Origin of the sequence: Streptomyces flaveus, from assembly GCF_014647675.1 — a bacterium.
In the GTDB taxonomy this organism is placed as follows: domain Bacteria; phylum Actinomycetota; class Actinomycetes; order Streptomycetales; family Streptomycetaceae; genus Streptomyces; species Streptomyces flaveus.
The window spans coordinates 649,611-671,611 of record NZ_BMPQ01000001.1 but is presented as its reverse complement, the minus strand read 5'-3'; the positions used below and the strand labels follow the sequence as shown (position 1 = coordinate 671,611).

At 68.4% G+C, this 22,001-nt stretch carries 27 protein-coding genes and 2 pseudogenes; 12 read left to right on the top strand and 17 right to left on the bottom strand.

Annotation, left to right across the window (positions count from 1 at the left end; genetic code table 11):
- Positions 1 to 5: 5 nt before the first annotated feature.
- From IEZ21_RS02800 to IEZ21_RS02790, 3 genes are read right to left on the bottom strand one after another with little or no spacing between them, the layout of a single operon-like run.
- Positions 6 to 425, bottom strand: coding sequence for a VOC family protein (locus IEZ21_RS02800; protein ID WP_189320258.1), 420 nt, complete (start codon positions 423 to 425; stop codon positions 6 to 8).
- Positions 422 to 1,312: a helix-turn-helix domain-containing protein gene (locus tag IEZ21_RS02795; RefSeq protein WP_189320257.1), complete on the bottom strand. Its 891-nt coding sequence runs from the start codon at positions 1,310 to 1,312 to the stop codon at positions 422 to 424. Before IEZ21_RS02795 ends, IEZ21_RS02800 begins: the two co-directional genes overlap by 4 nt.
- A complete protein-coding gene (locus IEZ21_RS02790) occupies positions 1,309 to 2,127 on the bottom strand; it encodes a peptidoglycan-binding protein (RefSeq protein WP_189320256.1) in 819 nt (272 codons plus the stop codon). The genes IEZ21_RS02795 and IEZ21_RS02790 overlap by 4 nt, the downstream gene beginning before the upstream one ends.
- 323 nt (positions 2,128 to 2,450) lie before the next feature.
- On the opposite strand from IEZ21_RS02790, the gene IEZ21_RS02785 reads away from it, so the two are divergent.
- Entirely contained in the window at positions 2,451 to 2,897 is a 447-nt protein-coding gene (locus IEZ21_RS02785) for a peptidoglycan-binding domain-containing protein (RefSeq protein WP_189320255.1), read from the top strand.
- A gap of 159 nt (positions 2,898 to 3,056) precedes the next feature.
- Here IEZ21_RS02785 and IEZ21_RS02780 read toward each other — a convergent pair whose 3' ends face one another.
- On the bottom strand, positions 3,057 to 3,614 hold the full coding sequence (locus IEZ21_RS02780; RefSeq protein WP_373302155.1) for a snapalysin family zinc-dependent metalloprotease: 558 nt from the start codon (positions 3,612 to 3,614) through the stop codon (positions 3,057 to 3,059).
- 755 nt (positions 3,615 to 4,369) lie between these two features.
- On the opposite strand from IEZ21_RS02780, the gene IEZ21_RS02775 reads away from it, so the two are divergent.
- The gene (locus tag IEZ21_RS02775; protein ID WP_246567223.1) at positions 4,370 to 4,816 is read left to right on the top strand and encodes a dirigent protein; all 447 of its coding nucleotides are present in this window, start codon (positions 4,370 to 4,372) and stop codon (positions 4,814 to 4,816) included.
- A 137-nt stretch (positions 4,817 to 4,953) separates the two neighbouring features.
- Positions 4,954 to 5,463, top strand: coding sequence for a hypothetical protein (locus IEZ21_RS02770; protein WP_189320253.1), 510 nt, complete (start codon positions 4,954 to 4,956; stop codon positions 5,461 to 5,463).
- A gap of 87 nt (positions 5,464 to 5,550) precedes the next feature.
- Here IEZ21_RS02770 and IEZ21_RS02765 read toward each other — a convergent pair whose 3' ends face one another.
- From IEZ21_RS02765 to IEZ21_RS02755, 3 genes are all read right to left on the bottom strand, one after another.
- Positions 5,551 to 6,420 carry an alpha/beta fold hydrolase gene (locus tag IEZ21_RS02765; RefSeq protein ID WP_189320252.1) on the bottom strand — a complete coding sequence of 290 codons (870 nt, stop codon included), beginning with the start codon at positions 6,418 to 6,420 and terminating at the stop codon, positions 5,551 to 5,553.
- Positions 6,421 to 6,497: 77 nt separating this feature from the next.
- Entirely contained in the window at positions 6,498 to 7,001 is a 504-nt protein-coding gene (locus IEZ21_RS02760) for a GNAT family N-acetyltransferase (protein WP_189320251.1), read from the bottom strand.
- Positions 6,965 to 7,504: a hypothetical protein gene (locus IEZ21_RS02755; protein WP_246567221.1), complete on the bottom strand. Its 540-nt coding sequence runs from the start codon at positions 7,502 to 7,504 to the stop codon at positions 6,965 to 6,967. The genes IEZ21_RS02760 and IEZ21_RS02755 overlap by 37 nt, the downstream gene beginning before the upstream one ends.
- Before the next feature lie 571 nt (positions 7,505 to 8,075).
- Here IEZ21_RS02755 and IEZ21_RS47300 point away from each other — a divergent pair.
- From IEZ21_RS47300 to IEZ21_RS02730, 6 genes and pseudogenes are all read left to right on the top strand, one after another.
- Positions 8,076 to 8,372 (top strand): annotated as a pseudogene (locus IEZ21_RS47300) (urease subunit gamma); the annotation flags it as partial.
- On the top strand, positions 8,352 to 8,933 hold the full coding sequence (locus IEZ21_RS02750; protein WP_246567242.1) for an urease subunit beta: 582 nt from the start codon (positions 8,352 to 8,354) through the stop codon (positions 8,931 to 8,933). The pseudogene IEZ21_RS47300 and the gene IEZ21_RS02750, both read left to right, overlap by 21 nt.
- Positions 8,930 to 10,978 carry an urease subunit alpha gene (gene ureC, locus IEZ21_RS02745; RefSeq protein ID WP_189320250.1) on the top strand — a complete coding sequence of 683 codons (2,049 nt, stop codon included), beginning with the start codon at positions 8,930 to 8,932 and terminating at the stop codon, positions 10,976 to 10,978. Before IEZ21_RS02750 ends, ureC begins: the two co-directional genes overlap by 4 nt.
- A 117-nt stretch (positions 10,979 to 11,095) precedes the next feature.
- On the top strand, positions 11,096 to 11,770 hold the full coding sequence (locus tag IEZ21_RS47295; RefSeq protein WP_189320249.1) for an urease accessory protein UreF: 675 nt from the start codon (positions 11,096 to 11,098) through the stop codon (positions 11,768 to 11,770).
- Between the two features lie 29 nt (positions 11,771 to 11,799).
- Positions 11,800 to 12,495 carry an urease accessory protein UreG gene (gene ureG / locus IEZ21_RS02735; RefSeq protein ID WP_189320248.1) on the top strand — a complete coding sequence of 232 codons (696 nt, stop codon included), beginning with the start codon at positions 11,800 to 11,802 and terminating at the stop codon, positions 12,493 to 12,495.
- Positions 12,492 to 13,340, top strand: coding sequence for an urease accessory protein UreD (locus IEZ21_RS02730; RefSeq protein ID WP_189320247.1), 849 nt, complete (start codon positions 12,492 to 12,494; stop codon positions 13,338 to 13,340). The genes ureG and IEZ21_RS02730 overlap by 4 nt, the downstream gene beginning before the upstream one ends.
- Before the next feature lie 82 nt (positions 13,341 to 13,422).
- Here IEZ21_RS02730 and IEZ21_RS02725 read toward each other — a convergent pair whose 3' ends face one another.
- Positions 13,423 to 13,974 (bottom strand): GNAT family N-acetyltransferase, encoded by a 552-nt coding sequence (locus IEZ21_RS02725; RefSeq protein ID WP_246567219.1) that lies wholly within the window; start codon positions 13,972 to 13,974, stop codon positions 13,423 to 13,425.
- Between the two features lie 184 nt (positions 13,975 to 14,158).
- Positions 14,159 to 14,572, bottom strand: a complete 414-nt coding sequence (locus tag IEZ21_RS02720) for a hypothetical protein (RefSeq protein WP_189320246.1) — start codon at positions 14,570 to 14,572, stop codon at positions 14,159 to 14,161.
- Positions 14,573 to 14,776: 204 nt separating this feature from the next.
- On the opposite strand from IEZ21_RS02720, the gene IEZ21_RS02715 reads away from it, so the two are divergent.
- A complete protein-coding gene (locus IEZ21_RS02715) occupies positions 14,777 to 15,265 on the top strand; it encodes a hypothetical protein (protein WP_189320245.1) in 489 nt (162 codons plus the stop codon).
- 121 nt (positions 15,266 to 15,386) lie between these two features.
- Complete coding sequence (locus IEZ21_RS02710) at positions 15,387 to 16,559, top strand: serine hydrolase domain-containing protein (RefSeq protein WP_189320244.1); 1,173 nt, start codon at positions 15,387 to 15,389, stop codon at positions 16,557 to 16,559.
- Between the two features lie 36 nt (positions 16,560 to 16,595).
- On the opposite strand, the gene IEZ21_RS02705 is transcribed toward IEZ21_RS02710, so the two are convergent.
- Together IEZ21_RS02705 and IEZ21_RS02700 are read right to left on the bottom strand one after the other, a co-directional pair.
- Positions 16,596 to 16,790 carry a DUF397 domain-containing protein gene (locus IEZ21_RS02705; RefSeq protein WP_189320243.1) on the bottom strand — a complete coding sequence of 65 codons (195 nt, stop codon included), beginning with the start codon at positions 16,788 to 16,790 and terminating at the stop codon, positions 16,596 to 16,598.
- Positions 16,787 to 17,176, bottom strand: a pseudogene (locus IEZ21_RS02700) (DUF5753 domain-containing protein); the annotation flags it as partial. The gene IEZ21_RS02705 and the pseudogene IEZ21_RS02700, both read right to left, overlap by 4 nt.
- 190 nt (positions 17,177 to 17,366) lie before the next feature.
- Between IEZ21_RS02700 and IEZ21_RS02695 the strand changes: the two are divergent.
- Positions 17,367 to 18,473 carry an endonuclease/exonuclease/phosphatase family protein gene (locus IEZ21_RS02695; protein ID WP_189320242.1) on the top strand — a complete coding sequence of 369 codons (1,107 nt, stop codon included), beginning with the start codon at positions 17,367 to 17,369 and terminating at the stop codon, positions 18,471 to 18,473.
- Positions 18,474 to 18,897: 424 nt separating this feature from the next.
- Here IEZ21_RS02695 and IEZ21_RS02690 read toward each other — a convergent pair whose 3' ends face one another.
- The 6 genes from IEZ21_RS02690 to IEZ21_RS02665 all read right to left on the bottom strand — a co-directional run bounded on the left by IEZ21_RS02690 (position 18,898) and on the right by IEZ21_RS02665 (position 21,963).
- Entirely contained in the window at positions 18,898 to 19,098 is a 201-nt protein-coding gene (locus IEZ21_RS02690) for a hypothetical protein (protein WP_189320241.1), read from the bottom strand.
- A 91-nt stretch (positions 19,099 to 19,189) separates the two neighbouring features.
- Complete coding sequence (locus IEZ21_RS02685; RefSeq protein WP_189320240.1) at positions 19,190 to 20,035, bottom strand: helix-turn-helix domain-containing protein; 846 nt, start codon at positions 20,033 to 20,035, stop codon at positions 19,190 to 19,192.
- Between the two features lie 13 nt (positions 20,036 to 20,048).
- The gene (locus IEZ21_RS02680; protein WP_189320239.1) at positions 20,049 to 20,582 is read right to left on the bottom strand and encodes a DUF6879 family protein; all 534 of its coding nucleotides are present in this window, start codon (positions 20,580 to 20,582) and stop codon (positions 20,049 to 20,051) included.
- Positions 20,560 to 20,787: a hypothetical protein gene (locus IEZ21_RS02675; protein WP_189320238.1), complete on the bottom strand. Its 228-nt coding sequence runs from the start codon at positions 20,785 to 20,787 to the stop codon at positions 20,560 to 20,562. Before IEZ21_RS02675 ends, IEZ21_RS02680 begins: the two co-directional genes overlap by 23 nt.
- A gap of 130 nt (positions 20,788 to 20,917) precedes the next feature.
- A complete protein-coding gene (locus IEZ21_RS02670) occupies positions 20,918 to 21,118 on the bottom strand; it encodes a DUF397 domain-containing protein (protein ID WP_189320237.1) in 201 nt (66 codons plus the stop codon).
- Complete coding sequence (locus IEZ21_RS02665; RefSeq protein WP_189320236.1) at positions 21,118 to 21,963, bottom strand: helix-turn-helix domain-containing protein; 846 nt, start codon at positions 21,961 to 21,963, stop codon at positions 21,118 to 21,120. The genes IEZ21_RS02670 and IEZ21_RS02665 overlap by 1 nt, the downstream gene beginning before the upstream one ends.
- Positions 21,964 to 22,001 lie beyond the last annotated feature (38 nt).

Here is a 22,001-nt window from a genome sequence, read left to right as displayed (position 1 = left end):
CGGCGCTACTCCGGTGGCGCAGCCGACTGGGTCTGGGCGTTGGAGACCAGTTCCCACAGGTGCCCGTCGGTGTCGGTGAAGTAGCCCATGTACGACCCGTCATAGGCGCCCGCGGGCTTGGGAACCGCCCCGCCCGCCGCCACGGCTCGGGCGAGGACGTCGTCGACCTCCGCCTTGCTGCCGATGGCGCAGGAGATGACGCACGCGCCCGGCACGGCGGCGTCGGGAGGGGCGACACCGGCACGGTCGGTATACGTCGCGTACTCCTTGCGCTCGATCAGGAAGAGCGACAGGTTCGGCAGCTCGAAGAGGATGCCGCTTTCGTCGACGGCGTTGGTGGACAGGCCCAGTCCGTCCCGGTAGAAGCGCAGGGACCTGTCCAGGTCGGCGACCGGAAGCGAGACGACGACGGTTTTCGGCTTCATGGTTTCTCCTGAGGCGGCCGGGTAGTGGTGGCGGTCCCGCCCACGCGGGCCTCGAAGCACTCCCGTTTGCCGTCGGCCGACGCGGGCCGGAAGCAGGCCCGGACGGTGCTGCCGGGACGGACTTCGGTCATCTCGGTATAGATGAAGGTTGCCGCGTCGTCCTTGTTCCCGATGCGCACGCTGTGGGTCGGGCCGCCTGCCGTGACGTCCACCCGGTCGCCGATCTCGGTCCTCCAGGTCCGGGCCCAGCTCGCACCGCACTTCTTGCTGTGGCGCAGCTCGACGTGGGCTCCGGTGGCCGTGCGGTACGAGGCGAGGGTTTCGGGGCCGATGCCGCAGATCAGGCGCATCGGGTCCCGGCCCTCACAGGCGGCTCCGTGGCATTCGGGAGCGAGGGAGAACGGGACGGAGGCCGGCAGCGGTCCGTCCTCCTGAGCCTCCGAGTCCGGCAGCAGGAGGAACAACAGGGCCGCGGCACCACCGACGATCACGGTGTACGCCGACGCCAGCACCACCAGGAGCCTGCCCCTCAGGAGTCGCCGCCGTCCGGTCCTGGCGGGTGGTGGCGCATCCTGAGGATGTGGCCGCGGTGACTCGTCCGCGGGAGGGGTGGGGGTGGATGCGGGGGCGGGTGCGGGGGCCGCCGCGCGTCCGCTCCAGTGCGACTCGGCGATCTCCCACAGGGCCAGCAGCCGCCCGTCCGGTTCGTTCGCGAGCCGGCACAGGTCCCGTACGGCCTGGCGAGGAGGCAGGCTCTTGCCGTTGAGGTAACGCTCCCACGAGGACTTGCTGTACGCCGTCCGCTCCGCCAGCGCCGCCAGGCTCAGCCCCGCACCGGCCCGCAGCCCCCGCAGCGCCGCGACCAGCCGGGTGTGTTCCGCGGTCACTTCGGCGACGCCTTCCGTAGGGCCTGCCAGGTGGGCGGGTCGATGACTCCGTTCACAATCAGCCCGTTCTGCTTCTGCATGCGCTCGACCGCTCGCCGCGTCTTGGGGCCGAAGATGCCGTCGATTTCCCCTGGCGCAGTGCCCGCCCGGTGCAGCAGGCACTGCGCCTCGGCCACTTCGAGCCCCACCTGGGTGTTGGACAGGAGGATGTCCGTGGTCCGGCTCAGGCCCGCGTACCAGCGGCCGTCACGCTGCTCCAGCCGACAGGTGTAGATGACCGGCACCAGGGACTCCGACACGGTGGCCGGGGCTGTCGCGACAGCATCGCCGCGGTCGTGCGCGAGCTGGGCACGGGCCTCGGTGAGCCGCACGGCCAGCAGCAGCGCCGCGGAGACGGACAGCACCGTGACCACGGCTGCCGCCGTGACCGCGGCGCGCAGGTGACGCCCGTAACGCCCGTACGGCTGCTGGTCCGTGGGCGTGGGCGTGGGTGTGTGTGCCGACGTCGCCGGGGCGCTCTCTGGGGCATCGGTGGTGACCACGCGTCCCTCCGCCCAGCGTTCGGCGGCGATCTCGTGCAGCACCAGCAGCCGGGCCGGATCGTCACCGCCGATGCGGGCCATCGCCTCGACGGCCTCCGGGGGCGGCAGTGACCTGCCGTTCAGATACCGATGCCACGACCTCGCGCTGTACCCGGTCTTCGCGGCCAGTTGACGTGTGCTCAGTTCGCCGCGGTCCTTCAGTTTGCGCAATCGCACGATCAACTGGCGGACCTGTGGATGCAGTTCAGCAGGCAGCTCTTTCCAACGCGACATGTTTCCCCCGCTCGCGTCAGGGACCGTTGGTCCGGCCCTCCGTGTCCCGGCCTCATTCTGCATCAGCCGTCACGGCGCTCACGGAGCGGGCACTCCGAGTGGCCATTCCGCCCCGTGCAGAAGTCGGCCGTCCCCGCTCGCGGCCGTCCCGCCACAGTGACTCGGCGGGCGACGTCGCAGCAGGTCAGCGAGTGGGACGTCCTGGGATGACGCCACTTCTGTGCCAACTGTGGCCGGACATCGCGCCGAACCCGCAGTCTCATTCCGGAGCCGGCCGGTGCGGTCGGCTCCGACCAACGCACGTCAACAACGAGGGGAACAGCATGCGAGCTCTCACGAAGGCACTCGTCAGTGTCACCACCGCGGTCGGCATCGCCGCCGGCGGCCTGGCGACCGCGGGCACGGCCATGGCGGCTCCCGCGTCATCGGCCCAGCAGCAGGCGGCGAGCGCCGAGGTCGGCACGCTCGCGGTGGTCAACCTGGGGCTGAACACCGCCCGGGCCAAGAACTGGCAGTGCTGGCTGCGCGACACGGGTTACAACCCCGGCACGATCGACGGGCAGCTGGGCACCAACAGCTGGAAGGCAGCGCAGAGGAAGTTCAAGGACTGGGGCCTCTACGACGATTCCATCGACGGAATCGTCGGATCCAACACGATCAGTGCGCTGCAGGAGTACCTGAACTTGCACGGCGCCGACCTTGATGTCGATGGGATCGCCGGACCGGAGACCAAGGACGAGTTCTGGGACTTCAACGCCACCGGCTGCTGAGCCGACCCGACGACCGCACACACGCGCGGCTCGTCCCCTCCCGCGGGAGGGGACGAGCCGCGCGTGTGTCTTCAGGCGCTCGGAGCCGCTCGGGCGTCCGGATGCCCAGCAGGGCCATGTCCCGGTGCAGCGTGCGGGCCGTGGCGTCGCAAAGGCCGGTCAGTCCTGGTACGTCCGCAGCTCGTAGGCGTACGCCGGGCTGTTGCCGGCGGCGGTGAAGTTGTCCTCGACGGCGGCTCGTTCGGCGGCGTCCGGAGTGGGGTTGGTGCAGTCGACCCCGGCCGAGGAGCCGGACATGAGGCTGCTGCACGGGCCCGGTTTCACGTCGGGCAGTCCGAGGATGTGACCGAGTTCGTGCGCGGCGATGCGGATGGTGTCGTAGCCCTCGTTCACCGCCTGACGTCCCATCCAGACGGTGCCGTTGCCCAGGCTGGTGGTTTGGGCGCGCGGCCAGCCATCGTCCGCGAGGATCTCGATGTCGGCCTCGTCGCCCGCGGCCGTCGGCTCCAGTTGAACGTTGGCCACGCTGTCGTTCCAGACCTTTGCACCGCTGTGGACTGCGTCGACGAACTCCGCAGCCCCCTCCGTGTCGTACGTCAAGACGACCGCGGCGGTGGCCGCCGGAGACGCGGCCGAGGCCGTGGCCTGACCGATGGTCCACGACAGCGCCACCACGAGCATGGTGATCAGCGCCCGCGCGGCGTTTCTGAGTGTCACGATGATCCTCCTGTGGGGGGAGAGATGCCGAGTCTCATCATGTTCATGACATGATGCCCGTCATCTGCCCCTCCCTCGCCCCTTCCAACCCGTCCGCCGTTGGGTCTGCCCAGTAAACGGTGGTTCTGGAGTTGTCAGGGATTCAGCGGAGGGCGGCGGAGAGCCGTCCGTCGAAGGTGATCTCGAAGGCGTTCAGGGACTCGCCCCTTGCCCCGGGAACTCGCCCCAATGGCCCTATTGCTGGCCCTCTGTTGAGCGCGTCGCCATCACCGCCATTAGCGTTGCCGCTAGGCGGAGGGACCGCCATGAACGAATTCACGAATTCACGAATTCGGAGGAAATTCGTCCGACCAGAATGAATTCGTCCGACCGGAATGAACATGACGAACTCTCCCGGTAATGCCGCAGGCCTTCTCGTGCGTTCTCGCCTGCGGTCCCCAGGTCCACTCGGGACGGCTTGCCTTCTGCGAACCGGCCCAACGCTTCGCCGTCCGGCGACATAGGCGTCGGACAAAGCCGGGCAGCCCTGTCGGACAAAGCTGGGCGGCCCTGAATCTGTTCATTCCCACCACACGGAGGCGACCATGGGCTTCGCTCGTCGGCCCTTCATATTCCTCGCCGTTGCGGGTCTCAGCGGCTCTGCAGGGCTCGCTCTCATCGGATCTGCGTCGGCTGGAGTGGCCCCGCAGAAGACGGCTGCGACTGCGGCAACCCACCCTGCCGGCAACTCCTCGGCGAAAAGCCGCACCATCCGCGTGGAGGCCCGGCTGCAAGTCGGTGAAGAGCTGGATCTGGGTGCAACGGGCCGCAGCGTCGGCGACCAGTTCATCTTCAGCGGGAATCTGGTTTCGACCGAGGGACCGGAAGAACGCTCCGTCGGACGCTTCGGCGGGTTCTGCGTCATCACCGACCTCGAACGCAACGCGGGACAGTGCTCGTCGACCGCGGTGCTGCCGGAAGGACAGATCACCGTCCAGGGCGAGCAAGCCGGAATTCCGGTACCGAGCCCGGTCGTCAACGCGATCGCCGGAGGCACCGGGGAGTTCCGTAAGGCGCGTGGCCAGGTGACACAGCGGGTGTTGACGCCGGCGACCTGGCAACTCACATTCGAAGTACTCGACGTGCAGCCTCGCCGGACCGGGGACGGCCACAGTCCGTCCGAGGCGCCGATGCCCATGCCTCCGTCCTTCCCCGGCAAGTAGCGCGTGAGGCGGTATCGACGCCGCCCGGGACGCAGTGGCGAGAGCAGCGGTTCCCGCCCGCCCCGGTCATCGGCCCGCCCCGCCCATCGGCCCGTCCCGGTCATCGACCACACGCAATGACCACCCATGGAGACGTCGTGATCAAGAACTCCCGCACGTTCACAAGCTGGGGCGTCGCCCTGGCCACCGCCACGGCCGCCACCGTCACGATCGGCGCAACCACCGGTGGCCCGCCGAACCCGCTGCCAACCGACTCGCAGGGCCGCCCGACGGCCAGTCAGGGGAAGGAACCGCCGACTGAGCCTCAAGTGACAGAGCGCCGACGGATCGCCACATCGGTCCTGGACCGGGACTTCAAGTTCACACTCACCGCTCTGAGGTCGCAGGCCGATCCGCTCGCGGCATCCGTGCGCCTCCAAGTCTTCGTCTTCAAGGACGGCGCGTGGAGAGAATCGGACCGTGCCCTGGTCGGCGACGTGGACGGCTGGTTCTGGTTCCCGCTGACCGGCCGCCACGCGGTGTGCGAGTTCTCGACCGCCGGCACCGAGCCCGCACCGGTTGCCGTCAGTCTGCTGATCACGCCATCGATCGGCTGCTCACCGACCGAGAACTTCCAGATCAAAGACGGGCAGATCATCCCCGCCTGACAGCGGCCGGCTCGCCATGTGTCCGGGCGTCGGGTAGGCAGACGAACACCGCGTGCGGACACCGCGTGACGGTGAGGAGGACGATCGTCAGACGGCGTCGGCGAGGACCTCGCGCAGTTTGCGCGCGAAGGCTTCGGGCTGCCCGGGGTAGCCGAACTCGCCGTCGAGGAAACCGCCGTGGTGGCTCGGGAACACCGTCGCCTGCTGACCGAGCAGCTCGGCCGTCGCCACCGAGGTGCGTCCGGTGAAGGTCTCCTCGGACTCCTCGCCCACGGCGATCACGACTCGCGTCGGCGCCGCGGTCAGCGCGTCGACGTCGGGCCGGTAGCTGCTGACCGCCCACGACCGGTCGGACAGCAGTGGATCGTCACGGGAGCCGTCGTCCTCGGCCGGCATCCCGAAGGCGGCGGGATCCGGTGCGGGCTGGGCGAAGTAGGCGTCGGTGAGCTCGCCCTGCCACGACGTCATCGCGATGAAGGCCGCCATTCCGGCACCCCAGCCCTTCTTCTCGTACACGTCCCGGACGCCGGCCCGGGCGCGCTCGGCGGCCCGGGCGTCGGAGAGCACCGCAATGAGCGGCGGCTCGTGCGCCACCAGGGTGGTCACGTCCTCGGGGTACGCCGCGACGAGGGCGAGCGCGGTCACCGCACCGCCGCTGCTCGCGAACATCTCGACCGGGCCCGCGCCGAGCGCCTCGATGACGGCGTGCACGTCGGCAGCCTGGATCTGGGGTGCGTGGTCGACGCGGCCGTCCTTGCGGGTGCTGCGGCCGAGGCCGCGCGGGTCGTAGGTGATCACGGTGCGCTCGGGGAAGTGCGACGCCAGCGCGCGGAAGCCGCCGGCGTCCATGGGCTGGCCGATCATGACCAGCGGTGGGCGTCCGTCGGCGGTCGGCAGCGGGCCGTGGACGTCGTAGACGAGGTCGACCTCGGGGGTCTCGAGCGTGTGTGCAGTCATAACCGTGTAGACCCGCTCCGCGCCGAAAACTCATCGGACCCTACGCCGACAGCGCCCCGGCATCTGACGGTCGAACCTCAGTCGACGGACAGGAAGTAGCGCCGTTTCTCCTTCGCTTGGGCACCCAGCCGGTCGTAGAACCTGATCGCGTCCTCGTTCCATGGTGGAGTCTGCCACTGGACCTGGCTGAGTCCCCGTGCACGTGCTTCGGCCAGCACGGCATCCACCAGCATTGGGCCGACGCCCAGGCCCCGGTGGCCGTCTCGTAGGAACAGGCAGTCCATGTGGAGGTACTCCGCACCGTCCCAAGTGGACAACTCGGGCGCGCACGAGGCGTACCCGATGATCTCGCCGTCCTCCAGCTCCGCGACGAAGCAGCACAGACGCGGAGCCGCCAGACCGAAGAGCAGCTTCTCCAGCCGCTGGGGCAGGTCGGCAGGCGGCGGCACCGCCTTCTCGTACGCGGCGTGTTCGGCCGCCAACAGGGCGATGTGCGGCAGATCGGCGGGACGCGCATGTCGCACCCGCGGCACCCCGGCGCCCGTCAACGAACCTTGCCTTCCAGCATGTCGCCGCGCCATGCGGCCAGCCGCTCTTCGAGAGCGCCGTCTCCGTCCAGCACATGCCGGCTGAACGCGTCCCGTTCGTAGGCCAGTACCGCCGCTTCCCAGACGCAAGGAGCAAGGCCCGACCGGCCGGTCCGCAGTTGGCTGATGTCCCCGGCCGGCCCGGTGAAGACAGCGAGGTCGGACATGTACCCCTCGATCCACGTGTGCACCAGCACGTAGTCACCGTCGCCACCGGCGTGCAGCAGCACCACGGAAAGCCCGACGGAGCCCCGCAGATAACCCGACGACAGGTGATCGGCCGCGACCCGCAGCGCGGCCTGTGAGTCCTGGTCCGTCACGGACCGCCCGGGCGCCTCGATCGCATAGGACTTCACCACGTGCCCGGCGATCTCAGTGCTGCCCAGCGGGCGCACGGTGCGGGCATGGTGGCCGTCAGCCAGCGCAAGTAACGCGCCCGCATCAGCAGGTGACAGAGACTGGGCTTCATCAAATGTGGTCACACGCTCATGATGCATGCTCCCCTGTGGCGCCCGACAAGGACCTGTGATCCGCCGGTACATGAGCGCGTCCCATCGAGCGGGTGCTCCGCCCTGTGCGCGGACAGCGCAGGCACCGGATGCGGTACACCGGCTTCAGCAAGGAGGTCCTCGCCGCCGCCCAGCCGTACGCGGACCAGCTCACGGCTCGCGCTGACCAGGAGAACGCCGCGCCCTCGAGGCACGGAGGCGGGACGTCACTGTCCGAGGCCCGCGGACTGCGCACCAGGTCGACCACGACTTGCCCGAGGTGCTCTGGCTCGGTGACGCCTGTGCACATCAGTCGGCACTGGCAGCTGATGGGCTCGTTCAACTCGCCTACGGTCAGCTGGATTTCGGCCCGGGGATTCTCTGGCCCGGGCGAGGTGGGCTCTGCGTATCCCGCCTCGCGGATTCATCAGGTGGTGTGGTTTATCTGCCATTTGGTCGCTTTAGTCGATCTTGCCCGCTGATGATCGAGGAGCGCCCGGTTGCATCCTGGGGGGAACGTGTTCGTGTTCTCCGGCGTGCCTGGCCGCATGCACTGTCCGACCAAGAGAAATGGCTCATCGTGCATTTGACTCCGCATGAGCGGGAGCGCCTGTTGATCCATGTCGCGGCCGACGTTGCACAAAGGCGCCGCGACCGCGGGCTGCGCCTCAACTATCCGGAAGTGATGGCCCTGCTGGCGGTGCACGTCTTTGAGGCGGCGCGTGACGGCAAGACGGTCAGCGACATCATGGACTCGGGTCGGCAGTTGTTCACCCGTGATGAGGTGATGGACGGCGTCCCGGAGATGATCAAGAACGTCCAGGTGGAGGCCACCTTCCCGGACGGCACCAAGCTGGTGACCATCCACGACCCCATCCCGGAGGGTGCAGAGGAGAGCGAGGTCTACCCGGGCAAGGTCGAGCACCCCCAGCCGCCCCGCAAACCAGGCTCCCCGGTCGACTGCGATGACAGCGGCACCTCGCCTGTGTGCTGCGACGAGGACGACGACACAGTCTCCCGGTACGACGCGATCTCCTTCAATGTGCACCTCGACGGGGACACGCAGGGCATCAGCCTGCAGAGGGACGCCACCACCTTGCCGGGGCCGGGCAAGACGAAGATCAAGGTGAAGAACGAGTCGGACCGTCCCATTCAGGTCGCCTCCCACTATCACTTCGCCGAGGTCAACCCGGGGCTCAAGGTCGTCAGCATCGAGGTCCCTGCCGGTCAGACAGTCCCGGATGACCGCAGTCTGTGGAACTGCGATGCGGCGAAGGGCCGACGGCTCAACATCGCCGCCGGCACGGCCGTGCGCTTCGAACCCGGCGACGAGTGCTGTGTGGAACTGGTGCAGATCCAGGGTGATGTCACGGCCGGCGGCAGCAACACCAGCGACCTGACCAAGATCCAGGGACTGCGCGAAGGGATCGTCCGATGAGTAACACGCAGGGACAGACCCGCGGCCAGGCGCCGCAGCCGGTGAAGGGCCGGCCGAAGCCGAGCAATGAGCTGACGCGGGCGGATTACACCGCGCTGTACGGGCCGACCACGCGGGACCGGGTCCGGCTCGCCGACACCGACCTCACGCTGGAGATCGAGGCCGACTGGAGCGGCGGCCCTTCGTGCAGCGGCAATGAGATGGTCTTCGGCGGCGGCAAGGTGATCCGCGAGTCGATGGGAATGTCGCACCTCGCCAGGGACGGGAGGAACAGCGAAGGCGATGACACGGACCACAGGCCCGTCGACACCGTCATCACGGGCGCGCTGATCCTCGACTGGTGGGGCGTGGTCAAGGCCGACATCGGCATCCGCGACGGCAGGATCGCGGCCATCGGCAAGGCGTACAACCCCGAGACGATGGACAAGATCACGCGCTTCGAGATGCCGGATCGTGGGCCCACGAAGGAAGCCCCGCCGGTGACGCCGACAAACTTCGTCATCGGGCCGAGCACCGAGGTCGTCTCCGGCAACGGGCGGATCCTCACCGCGGGAGGTGTGGACACTCATGTCCACTTCATCTGCCCCGAGGAGATCCACGAGGCTCTGGCCTCGGGTGTGACCACCCTGATCGGCGGCGGCACGGGACCGGCCGAGGGAAGCACGGCCACCACCGTGACCCCGGGCGCGTGGCACATCAGGCGGGTCTTCGAGGCGCTGGATGAGTTCCCGGTCAACATCGGCCTGCTCGGCAAGGGCAGCACGATGAACGAGCATGAGCTCAACGCGCAGGTGGACGCCGGTGTCTGCGGCTTCAAGATCCACGAGGACTGGGGCGCCACGCCCGCGGTGATCGACCGGGCCCTGGACATCTGCGAAGAGCGTGGTGTCCAGCTCGCTCTGCACGCCGACTCACTGAACGAGTCGGGGTTCCTGGAGAGCACACGGGCAGCCTTCACCGGCGACGGCAGGGACGCCGGGGGCAAGTTCACCAAGAAGAAGGCACGCTCCATCCATGTCTTCCATGTCGAGGGTGCCGGCGGCGGTCACGCGCCGGACATGATCGAGCTGGTCAAGGAAGCGAACGTGCTGCCGGCCTCGACCAACCCGACACGTCCCCTGACGGTCAACACCGTCAAGGAGCACGTCGACATGATGATCGTGTGCCATCACCTCAACCCGGAGATTCCGGCGGACATGGCCTTCGCCGACTCCCGGATCCGGCCGTCCACCATGGCCGCGGAGGACCTCCTGCACGACATGGGCGCCATCTCCATGATGTCCTCCGACGCCCAGGCGATGGGCCGCATCGGCGAGATGATCATGCGCACCTGGCAGACCGCGCACGTCATGAAGTGCCGCTACGGGCCGCTGAAGGAAGACCTCGAAGCAGCAAACGTCCGCACGATCACCGACGACACCAACGACACGCACCACTCCTTCAACGACCAGCAGCTACAGCCGAGCGACAACTTCCGTGCGCGCCGGTACGTCGCCAAGTACACGATCAACCCGGCGATCACGCACGGCATCGACGGCCATGTCGGCTCCGTGCAGACGGGGAAGCTCGCCGACCTGGTGCTGTGGGAGCCGAAGTTCTTCGGCGTCAAGCCGCACATGCTCCTCAAGGGCGGGCAGCTCGCATACGCGCAGGTCGGCGACGCCAATGCTTCGATCACGACGCCGCAGCCCTACCTGCCGCGCCCGGTCTGGGGCTCCACCGGCCGCTCCCCGGGACGCAACTCGGTGAACTTCGTGGCTCCGGGCGTGGCCGGCAAACTCAACGGAGACGGCACCAGCAGTCATCCGGGTCTCGGTCTCGACAAGGACTTCATGGACATCACCAGCACCCGGCACATCACGAAGGCCGACATGAAACTGAACGACGGCACTGCGCTGACGAGCCTGGAAGTCGACCACAACAGCTTCGAGGTCACCATCGGCGGTGCGACCACATCCGACGCCCGCACCGAACTCAATGGTGCGACCGTGCCGCGCTCCTACGTCACCGAAGTACCCCTGGCACAGCGGTACTTCCTCTTCTGAAACCGCCGTCTGCCCGGCCGTCGGAGCAACAGCACTGCGGCCGGGCCCCGGGCGGGTACGCCTCGCCCGCCCGCGCTCGGCACCTCTTCCGACCCTGCGAAAGGCAGCCGCTCACCCATGAGCCGTGCAGCCCTGCTCCTGCTGGCCGACGGCCGCTTCCCCGCCGGAGGGCACGCCCACTCCGGCGGCGTCGAAGCCGCAATCGCCCACCAAGCCGTACACGACACCGACAGCCTGGAGGCATTCTGCCGCGGCCGTCTGCACACCACCGGCCTGACCATGGCCGGCCTGGCCGCCGCGGCCGCCGCCGGAGTCGACCCGCTGCTGCTGGACGACGCCGCCGACGCACGCACCCCCGCCCCCGCGCTGCGCGCCGTCGCCCGCCGGCTCGGCCGGCAGATGATGCGCGCAGCCCGTGCCACCTTCCCGTCCGAAGACCTGGAACGGCTGGCCGCCGAACGTCCCCAAGGCGCCCACCAGCCGCTCGTGCTGGGCCTCGCCGCCCGGGCCGCCGGGCTCACCCCACTGGACGCCGCCCATGCCGCCGCGTACGAGAACGCCGGCGGCCCGGCCACTGCGGCAGTGCGCCTGCTCAGCCTCGACCCGCTCGACGCCTCGGGGCTGCTGGCCCGCCTCAGCTCCGAGACCGACGCCGTCGCCACAGCCGCCGCCCAGGCCGCGGACCGCGTCGCGGCCGAGGGCATCGACGCCCTGCCGTCGGCGTCCTCGCCGCTGCTGGACATCACCGGTGAACAGCACGCCGCCTGGAGCGTCCGGCTCTTCGCCTCCTGAAACCTTCCCCCGCCCACCTGGAGTTCTTCGTGCACCTCGACCATCCCGTGACCATGCCGCAGCGCCACACCCACAGCGCCGAGCCGCTCAGCGCCGACGGCACCCGCCGAGCCCTCCGTGTCGGCCTGGGCGGGCCCGTCGGCTCCGGCAAGACCGCCAGCGTCGCCGCGCTCTGCCGCACCCTGCGCGAGAGCTGGTCCATCGCCGTCGTCACCAACGACATCTACACCCGCGAGGACGCCGAGTACCTGCTGCGCGAGGCCGTGCTGCCGCCCGAGCGGATCACCGCGGTGGAGACCGGCGCGTGCCCGCACACCGCGATCCGCGACGACATCTCCGCCAACCTCGAAGCCGTCGAACACCTGGAGGAGACCCTCCACCCCCTCGACCTCGTGCTCGTCGAGTCAGGTGGCGACAACCTCACCGCCACCTTCTCCAAGGGCCTCGTCGACGTACAGGTCTTCGTCATCGACGTCTCCAGCGGCGACGACATCCCCCGCAAGGGCGGCCCCGGCATCACCACCGCCGACCTCCTCCTCGTCAACAAGACCGACCTCGCCCCACATGTGGGCGCCGACCTCGCCACCATGGCCGACGACGCCAAACGGCAACGCGGCGACCTTCCCGTCATCTTCACCAGCCTCACCTCCGACGACGGCATCCGCGAGGTCGCCGACTGGGTCACCGCCCACCTCACCGAGTGGCACGCGAAGGCGGCCGTATGAGCCCCGCCGCACAACTCGTCAATGACCGGGCAGCGTTGGCCGGAGCCCTCTCCGGCGCCGAGGAGCCCGCCGGGCACCCGCACGGTGTGCGGGCAACAGCCCGCATCCACGCCGCGTACAACGGACGCGTCACCACGCTTCCGCAGCTACGCAGTGACGGCCCGTTCCACCTTCGGCGCATGCGCACCGACGGGAGTTCCGCCAAGGTGGGCATCATCGGTGCGATGAGCGCCCCCCTCGGCGGCGACCGGCTCACCATCGACGTCACCGCCGGGGACCGGGCCGTACTGGAGGTCACGACGGCCGCCGCCACGCTTGCCCTGCGCGGCCCCACCACCGCCCCGGCCACCTACGACGTACGGCTCACCGCCGGCGAACACGCCGGCCTGCGCTGGCTGCCCCAGCCGCTGATCAGCGCCGCCGGCAGCAACCTCCGGCAGACGTACACCGTCGAACTCGCCGCCACCGCCCGGCTGTTGCTACGGGAGGAGCAGCTCCTGGGCCGGACCGACGAGGATCCGGGCCACCTGGTCAGCCGGCTCCTGGTCCGCCGTGCCGGAAGACCGCTGCTCGACCAGCAGACGGCATACGGGGCCCCAGAGCCCGGCTGGGACGGCCCGGCCGTCCTGCACGGACACCGCGCCGTCGGCCAACTCCTGCTCGTCGACCCGGAGATGGGCACTCGCCGCGACCCCGTCCTCCTCCGCGAGGGCTCCCAGGACGGGTCCGCCGTCCTCACACCGCTGGCAGGCGGCCCGGCACTGCTCGCCACCGCCGTCGCACCGACCTCCTCGGCCCTGCGGGAACTGCTCGACGAAGCCCTCGCACACGCCCTCCGAGAGTAGCGCGGACGGCCCGCCGCCCCTCGGCGGGCGGCGGGGCACCGCGTTCTCCCACCTTCGGCTGCTGATCAGGATTCTGTGACGGTCACGCCCGGTGCAGCGGGTCGCGCATCATCGCGGCGAACACGGGGGAGTCGGGGAACGGCTGCTGCTCACCGATCTTCTCGTATCCCCAACGCTCGTACACGGCCTGGACTTTGCCGTCTCCTGCCTTCGGGTTGACCAGCAGTGTGACCCGTTCTTCGCCTCGGCCGGCCAGGAGTTCCTCGTGGATGCGGCGGGCGAGGCCGGTGCCGCGCCACGGGCGGCGGACGACGATCTCGTTCAGCGCGAGGGTGCGCTTGCCCGTCTCGGTCGTGTAGCCGTCGGGTAGTTGGGTGGTCATGGTTGTCCACCAGCGGGTGTTGGGGCCGAGGGGGGTGGCGTACGTGAAGCCTGCGGGCTCGGTGCCGTCGTAGGCGATGACCGTCTCCCAACCGGGTTCCGAACGGTGGCTTGTCAGGCGCTCGTTGAAGCGTTCGGCGGTGTAGAAGGGCCCGGTGAGCCCCAAGTCGCGCTGACGGACCTCGACATGGATGTCCACGATCGTCTGGCGCACCGGGTTCATGTCGGTGTAGTGCCGCAGCTCAAGGCTCACAGGGGCTCCTTTTCCAAACATCCCGCTCGTCGGCCGGGAAGTGACCGCACCATTCACCGACTCTGCTCAGAGGCCCGGCACCGCAATCCGGCCCGTCATCAGAACGTCGTGATTCGCGAAGAGCGCGTCGAGTTCGAAGCGTCGGCGGATGTGCGCCGTCCACCTCGCATCCCACAGTGAGCAACTAGGCCTCAGGTGGAGGCGGTTCGAGTGTCTTCCAGCGTTCGCTCATGTGCAGGCGAGTCCCGAGTACGCGGGTGAGTGAGTGGGCCAGCGCGGCGTCGTGGTTGTCGTCGATCGTGTGGCTTCCCCGGTGGCTGCCTGACCAGGTCAGGCGTAGGGACGTCTGGGTGTACCCGTCTTCGGTGTTGCCTGAGTGGACGATCTCGACCGATTCCAGATCGGTCACGTCCCTGATGCGCGTGCGGGCGTTGCTCACCAGACGCACCCGCTGTTCGGTGAACTCCACCGTGTGGACCTCGAACAGGCCCGCCACCATGGCGAGGACCACACAGACCTGCATGATGACCATCGCCCATCCGGTCGGCAGCGAGAAGATCTTCGCCGGCGCTGTCGCGAGGAGGATGGCCACCGGCATGCAGCCACACCCCAGCATGAGGCTGGGAAATGGATTGCCTGTCCAGGTGAGAGACCTACCGTCGGCCACTTGGCACCACCTCCACCGCACCTACGGATCGGTGGAGGACATGAGCGGACTCCACCGTGTCGACGCCAGCCACTCATGAAGCACGACGTTTGTCTGCCGGGACCCCTCCCGGACTCCGTCGCCTACTCTCCGCCCATGACCGCCCCACGCAGATGGATCCTCGCGATGGCCGCCGCGCTGATGACGGCGGGCTGCTCCAGTTCCCCGGACGCTGCGCCACCGGCATCGGCCCCGGCCTCGTCCAGCCCATCGCCCAGCGCATCGACCGCACGCCCGAGCGCCACGCCAACCTCGCCCTTCTGCCTTGATCTGTCGCTCTTCCAGATGGGTGTCATTGCCTACAGCGCCGAAGTGGGTGCGGCGATTGAAGGGGAGCCGCTGGACTTCAAAGAGCTGCGGAGGAAGGCCGCCTTGATCGCCGACACCGGTGAGCCGATGCGGGCGAGCGCGCCGCCGGACATCGCCGAAGAGTTCCGTACGGTGCTCAAGGCGATCGATACCTCGGTGAGCAATTTGAAATCGGGCGCCAACGCGAATGATGTCCTGGATCCGGTGTACGGCGAGCGCAACCGTCCCGCCTTCGACGCCGTGGAGAACTATGACTGCGGTGGCGGGGACAGCTGACCCTCAGTCCGTGAGTTACGCGAGCGTCTTCAGGTGCTGCGCGTCACCGCCTGATTGGTACCAACTGTGCGCCGAGCCCGCCCTCTCGGAGCCCGGCGGACAGAATGCCAGGATGGTCGGCATGACGACGATCGACGGTGAGGTCGAGGCCGGGTTCGAGCCGGTGCGCGAGGCGTTCGCGGCGAACTTCGCCCGGCATGGGGACATCGGCGCGGCGGTGTGCGTGTACCGGGATGGCCGACCGGTGGTGGACCTCTGGGGTGGCATCGCCGACCCTGACACGGATCGGCCGTGGGCGCGGGACACTCTGCAACTGGTCTACTCGGCGACCAAGGGGGCAACCGCGACCGCGGCGCACCTGCTGGCCGAGCGCGGCGCGCTGGACCTGGATGCGCCGGTGACCGAGTACTGGCCGGAGTTCGCCGCGAACGGCAAGGCGGAGATCCCGGTGCGCTGGCTGTTGTCCCACCAGGCCGGCCTGGTCGCCCTGGACCAACCGGTGCCGCTGGCTGAGGCGTTGGCCTGGCAGCCGATGGTGGCCGCTCTGGCCGCTCAGCGTCCCCTGTGGACTCCAGGCACAGCGCACGGGTATCACGGCCGGACCTGGGGCTGGCTGGTCGGCGAGGTGATCCGCCGGGTGTCCGGCCGTACGCCGGGCCGCTTCTTCGCCGACGAGATCGCCAGCCCCCTGGGACTGGACTTCTTCATCGGGTTGCCCGCGAGTGAACGCCACCGAGTCAGCCGCATGGCGTACCAGCAGCCCGAGGTCGATTTCACCACCGTGCCCCCAGAGTCGATCCCCGAGGAACTTCGCGAAATGGTCGCCGCTTGGCGCGACCCGAACTCGTTCAGCAACAGGGCGTTCCAGGTCACCGACCCGGCCGAGATCGACTTCAACTCGCCCGAGGTACAAGCCGCGGAGCTCCCGGCCTCCAACGGCATCGGCACGGCACGCGGACTGGCTCGGATGTACGCCGCGTTGATCGGAGAGGTGGACGGAGTACGCCTGCTCACCCCCGAGACCCTCGCATCGGCGACCAAGGAGCAGGCCAGCGGCACGGACCAGGTGATGGTGATGCCGAGCCGGCTCAGCTCCGGATACATGCTGCCCACCGAGACCAACCCCATGACCGGGCCGAATTCCTTCGGCCACGCGGGCCGAGGCGGCTCACTCGCCTTCGCCGACCCGGAGCACGGCATCGCCTTCTGCTACGCGATGAACCACATCATCGGTGGCCTTGACGATGTGCGTGCGGAGTCGCTGGTTGATGCTGTGCGAAGGTCGCTGGCGTAACCGCAACTTGCAGTCAGTGCTCCTGCTCCACCGCCTTCAGAGCCCGCGTACAAAGGCCTCCCACGCGTGCGCACGGATGGCGACCACAGGTCCACCGTCGTTCTTGGAATCGCGCACGAAGGCACCGTCCACGCCGTGGGCGCACTCGATGCATTCGCCCCCCGCACCGTTGCTGTAAGAGGACTTGAACCACGGAGAGATGCGGTCGGGAGTGGGCTCTGAAGCGTTCATGTTGCGTATTCCTTCACGATGGACTTGATCAGTTGGGCGGAACGCTGCGGGCTCAACGCGGCTGCCCGCAACCCGTCGAAGGCCCTCGTGTACTCGCGCACATGATGCTCGCCTTCGAGATAGACGGCGTCGGTGATGCCGTCCCGGTACACGATGTCCGGGTCCTCGGGATCGGGGAAACCGAGCATGGTGAACGACCCCGTGGTCGGGTAGGTGCCGGAGTCGAACGGGAGGACCTGCACGGTGACGCTTGGCAACTCCGATGATTCCAGGACCCGTTCGAGCTGCTCCCTTATCAACGGCCGATCTCCGATGACGTTGTGGAGGGCAGCTTCGTTGACGACGAACCAGGCATCCGGGGCCTCAGGGCGCGTCAGTATGGCCTTGTGGACGGTCACGATATTCCCCATGGGAAAGTTCAAGCACTTCCCCATGGGGATCCCGGAGGCGACTCCGGCGCGTTCAAGCGAACCGTAGGCCGCTCGGCCCACACCTGGATCGCCCCATCCCGTCAACCGTTTTAGATTTCGGCGGAGATGCGGGTATTCGCCCGCTTTGACCGAAAGGGCTGCCCGCATGACTCGCCGTTGGTTCACATCCGTCCTGTGCGCACTCGCGCTTCTCGCACCCGGGGCACTCGGCGCGGCCTCGGCCGCCGAGGGGGAGCGGACTCCTTTGCGGGTCATGACCCGCAACCTCTACCTGGGCGCCGACCTCGCGCCCGTCCTCGCCGCCACCAGCCGACAGGGGCTCGTCGACGCGGTGACCGCGGTGTGGGCGAACGTCCAGGCGACGGACTTCCCCGAGCGCGCCGAGGCGCTGGCCGACGAGATCGCCGAAAGCGACCCTCACCTCGTGGGCCTCCAGGAAGCCGTGCTGTGGCGCAGCCAGACGCCTGCCGGACCGGGCAGCGCCACCCACGTCGAGTACGACTTCCTGCAGATCCTTCTCGACGAGCTCTCCGCCCGGGGCAAGCACTACGCGGCCGTGGCCAGCGTCACCGTCGGCAGCGACTTCGAGGCCCCGCGCTCCACGCCCAGCGGTTTGCAGGACATCCGCCTCACCGACCGCGACGTACTCCTGGCCCGCACCGACCTGCCCGCACGTAACTTCTCCGTGGCCAACGCGCAGGCCGCCCGGTTCCAGAATCATGTGCCCATCTGCCGCCCCGTGCTGGGCTGCCCGCCCAATCCGCCCCTGCGGGTCGAGCGCGGCTGGGTCGCGGCCGACGCCACGCTGCGCGGCCGCACCACCCGAGTGGTGACCACCCATCTCGAGCCCGCCGCCCCCGCCGTCCAGGAAGCACAGACCGACGAACTGCTCGCGGGCCCGCTGAACACCACGCTCCCCACCGTGCTGCTCGGCGACCTCAACTCGGCCGCCGGCGGAGTCGGCGCAACACCGGGAACCAACACCCAGAGCTACAACCACCTCCTGGCCGCCGGATTCACCGACGCCTGGACCGCCACCCGCCCCCGCACCCCCGGCTTCACCTGCTGCCAGGCCCCCGACCTGCGCAACCCCACCTCCAACCTCACCCAGCGCATCGACTACGTGCTCTTCCGCGGCAAGGTCACCGCGCTGGCGACCAACCGGGTGGGCGACGCCCAAGCCGACCGCACCCCGTCAGGCCTGTGGCCCTCCGACCACGCCGGCGTCAGAAGCGTGCTCCAGTTGCGTTGAGACACGGCCGCGCTGCTGTCGCACTCGCGGCGCGAGCCCGCATGTCCCAGCCGGCACCACAACACGACGAAGGGCTCCACCGCTCAGCGGTGGAGCCCTTCGTTCGCCCCGATGGGCGAGTTTCGATCTCGTGAGGGGTTGTCCCCAACACACTCTCCAAAACGCGCGCCCCCTCGCCAAGGGGGCCTCAGTCTGGGGAATCACGTGACGCTCAAGGCCGCGATCGTGGGGAAATCCGTGAACGCTCACAGGCCTGGCAACTCCATCGCTCTGCTCCCTGCAGCGAGGGCAGGCGCACGATGGATACCTGTCCTCGTTCGGGAGCGTCGCCGTCTCGGGGTCCACGACCACCGTCTGTCGAGTGCCGTATGTACGCCCTGCGTCTCGGGAGACCCGCAGCGTCATACGGGAGAGTTCGGGCCCCTCAGCCATGGCCGCGCTCCGAGTGGTTCCTGATCTCGATGTTGCAGTCCGAGACCTTCGACAAGTCGCCCACCCGCCGGGCCTGTTCGCGGTCTCGGGCCAGCGACGCACACACACCGCAGCCGGGGGCGGGCTTCGGCTCGGGTAGAGGCACTCCGAGGTCGATCGGCGGTTCCTGGGTGGTCTGCTGTCTCGTGGCCATGGACGCTCCCGATTCGACTGTGCTCAGTGCCCAGCACGCTAGGAACGGCGGCGAGTTGGCCTCAACGAGTGTGCGGGAACTTGCGCCGGAGTCACCCGAGCGAGTCAATGGCCCCGGTGATCAGTGACCGCGCAGCAGCACCGTAGACGGCTATGGATGACAGCTCGGTGAAGGCGCGGGCGTACTCCTGTACCTCCCGGGGCTGCGTGACCGTGAGGTGGGCGGAGACAAGCTCTACGTTGACCTGCTCGTCGTCGTACATGGTGAAGGACTCGACCGGCCAGCCGGCGCCGCGCGGCACGCCCAACGGGATGATGCCAAGGGACACCGAGGGCAGGGAGGCCACGGCGATCAGGTGGCCCAGCTGCCCGGCCATCACCTCGTTGTCCCCGATGAGGGTCCGCAGCACCCACTCCTCCACCAGCATCGCGAAGCGATGATCACCGGAGTGCAGAATGCGCTGGCGTTCCATGCGCACGCCCACGGCGGCATCGATGTCGTCCGGCACCTCCCGCAGGGCGGCGATGGTGTTGAGCACGGCCTTGGTGTAGGCGGCGGTCTGGAGCAGACCAGGGATGACCCAGGACTGGTACGTGCGGAAGCGCCGGGTGCGCTCGAAGAGCGGGGCGACCGACTGCTGTACCTGCTTCAGGCCCGCCCGCTCCATACGACGCCACTCGACGTACATGCCCTCGACAGCGCGAGCGGTGGCGATGAGGTCGGCGGTCTGGTCCTGGGCGTCGCAGTGGAGCGTGTAGGCACGGATGTCAGCATCCGAAGGCGGAGTCCGACCATGCTCGATACGGCTGCACTTGGATTCGTGCCAGTCCGCCAACCCGGCCAGCGTCCGCGCGGTGAGACCCGCGTCCTTCCGGATCTCGCGCAGGCGCTGACCGAGCGCTCGTCGTGCTTCGGCGACGCTGGACGATGACGGCAACGCTGATTCTCCGTCAGCGCCGACGAGCCGGGTGGTACTCCGTGTGTGGGACAGCCCGCTCCCACACCGCCTCGAACGCGGAGCTGCACAACTTCACAGTCGCCGGATCGTCCGTGAACGTCTCGTCGTCCGGGGCGAGTTCGCCATCCCCGCCGAAGTGGTGGAACACGACGAGGCGGTCGTCCAGAATCCAGCAGTCGTTGCCCGGCAGAGCGATGTCCGATGCCTGCCGACGCGGAAGCCAGCGCACCTGCTCACCGGCCGTCACGTTGGCGTCTGTGACATGGTGCTCGAACTCGATGTAGTCGCTGACCGGCTCGGAGACGATACGGGCCCGTCGTATCTCTACGCCCCTGCCGACCAGCTCGGCGACGAGCGTGAGCCACGGCCGCAAGGCCGGGTCGTTGTCCTCGGGCGCGTTACGGACACCGTTCTGCCAGGCGATGAAGCGCGGGTCGGAGCGCATGTAGCAATCGCGCAGCTCCAGATGGACGGCCGAGCGCTGGCAGCTTCTGAGCCGCTGCTCAAGCGTCGGTTCCGCTCCCACCGGTCACCTCCGGGAAGAACTGCATCATGCGGCGAGGGAATTCGATCACCGTCTCATGTTCGGGGATGTCCATCTGGGCCAGACGCTCGGGGTCGGTCACCTTCCAGCCCTGGAGCACGAAGTTCCCCGTCTGGTCGTCCAGGTAGACGGTGGGCGACTTGCCGTCCGGGCTCTCCGGGTCCTGACCCAGCTTGATCAGTGCCATGCCGGCCTCCTCGGTCGTCGTGTGCGTCCGATCTTGCGCCCCAATGGCAAGCAGCAGCCAGGAACTTGCGCGAACTTGCGCGGGCACTACGGCCCGGCCTTCGGCCGGGCTCTCGAACCCCGTGCCGCCGTCAGCACTCCGGCTTCGCCGTCCTCAAAGCCCGTATGAAGGCCTGCCACGCGTGCGCACGAACGGCGACTACAGGTCCATTGGCGTTCTTGGAATCGCGTACGAGGGCACCGTCCAAGGCGTGAGCGCACTCCACGCACTCGGTACCGCTGCCGCCGCTGTACGAGGACTTGAACCAGCGGGGCTCGGACCGTACGGCCATCACGACTCCTGGCTTATGCGGTGGATCAGCGTCGCAGAGGACTCAAGGTCGAGTGCCTGTGCGCGGAGATATTGGAACGCCAACCTATAACGCTCCAATTCCTCGGGCTTCTCCATGAAGAGCCCACCGCCGAGGATGTCCACGTACACCACATCCAGCTCGGGAGTCTGGCCTCCCAGGACGACGAAGCTTCCAACTGCTGCTGCATGGGCCCCGGTTGAGAACGGCAGAACTTGTACGGTCACATGGGGGAGATCCGACAGGGTCTGCAGGTGGCGCAGTTGCTCGCTCATGACCTCGTGCCCGCCGACCGTTCGCCGGATTGCCGCCTCGTCGATTACGCACCAGATGTGCGGTGGATCCTCCCGTTGAAGGAGTTCCTGTCGCTTCATGCGGATGTCGACCATGTGCTGCACCTCCCTCTCGGGACACCGCATCTCCGAGGCGCGGTGAACGGCCTCGGCGTAGGCACGGGTCTGGAGGAGACCAGGGATGTACATGCAGGCGTAGTGATCCTCCCGCACCACCTCGTCTTCGAGTGTGAGCATGAGGTTCATCGACTCGGGGATGGGGTCGGCGAGTGACCGCCACCAACCTTGGATCTTGGCACCCTTCGCCAGCTCGACCAAGGCAAGTCGTTCCTCGTCCGAGGCGCCATACTCACGACAAAGGGCGTCCACAGCAGGCCACTTGACCGAGCCCTCCTTGGTCTCGTAGCGGCTCAGTGTCGCCTTCGAGACGCCGACGCGCGCGCCTGCTTCCTCCAAGGTGAGGCCTTTAAGCTCGCGGAGGCGGCGCAGGTCGGCCCCCAACTGGCGCCTACGGGTGGTGGGTCCGACTGCCATGTCCAAGGCCCTTCATGTCGATCTGTCAGATCGTCGAG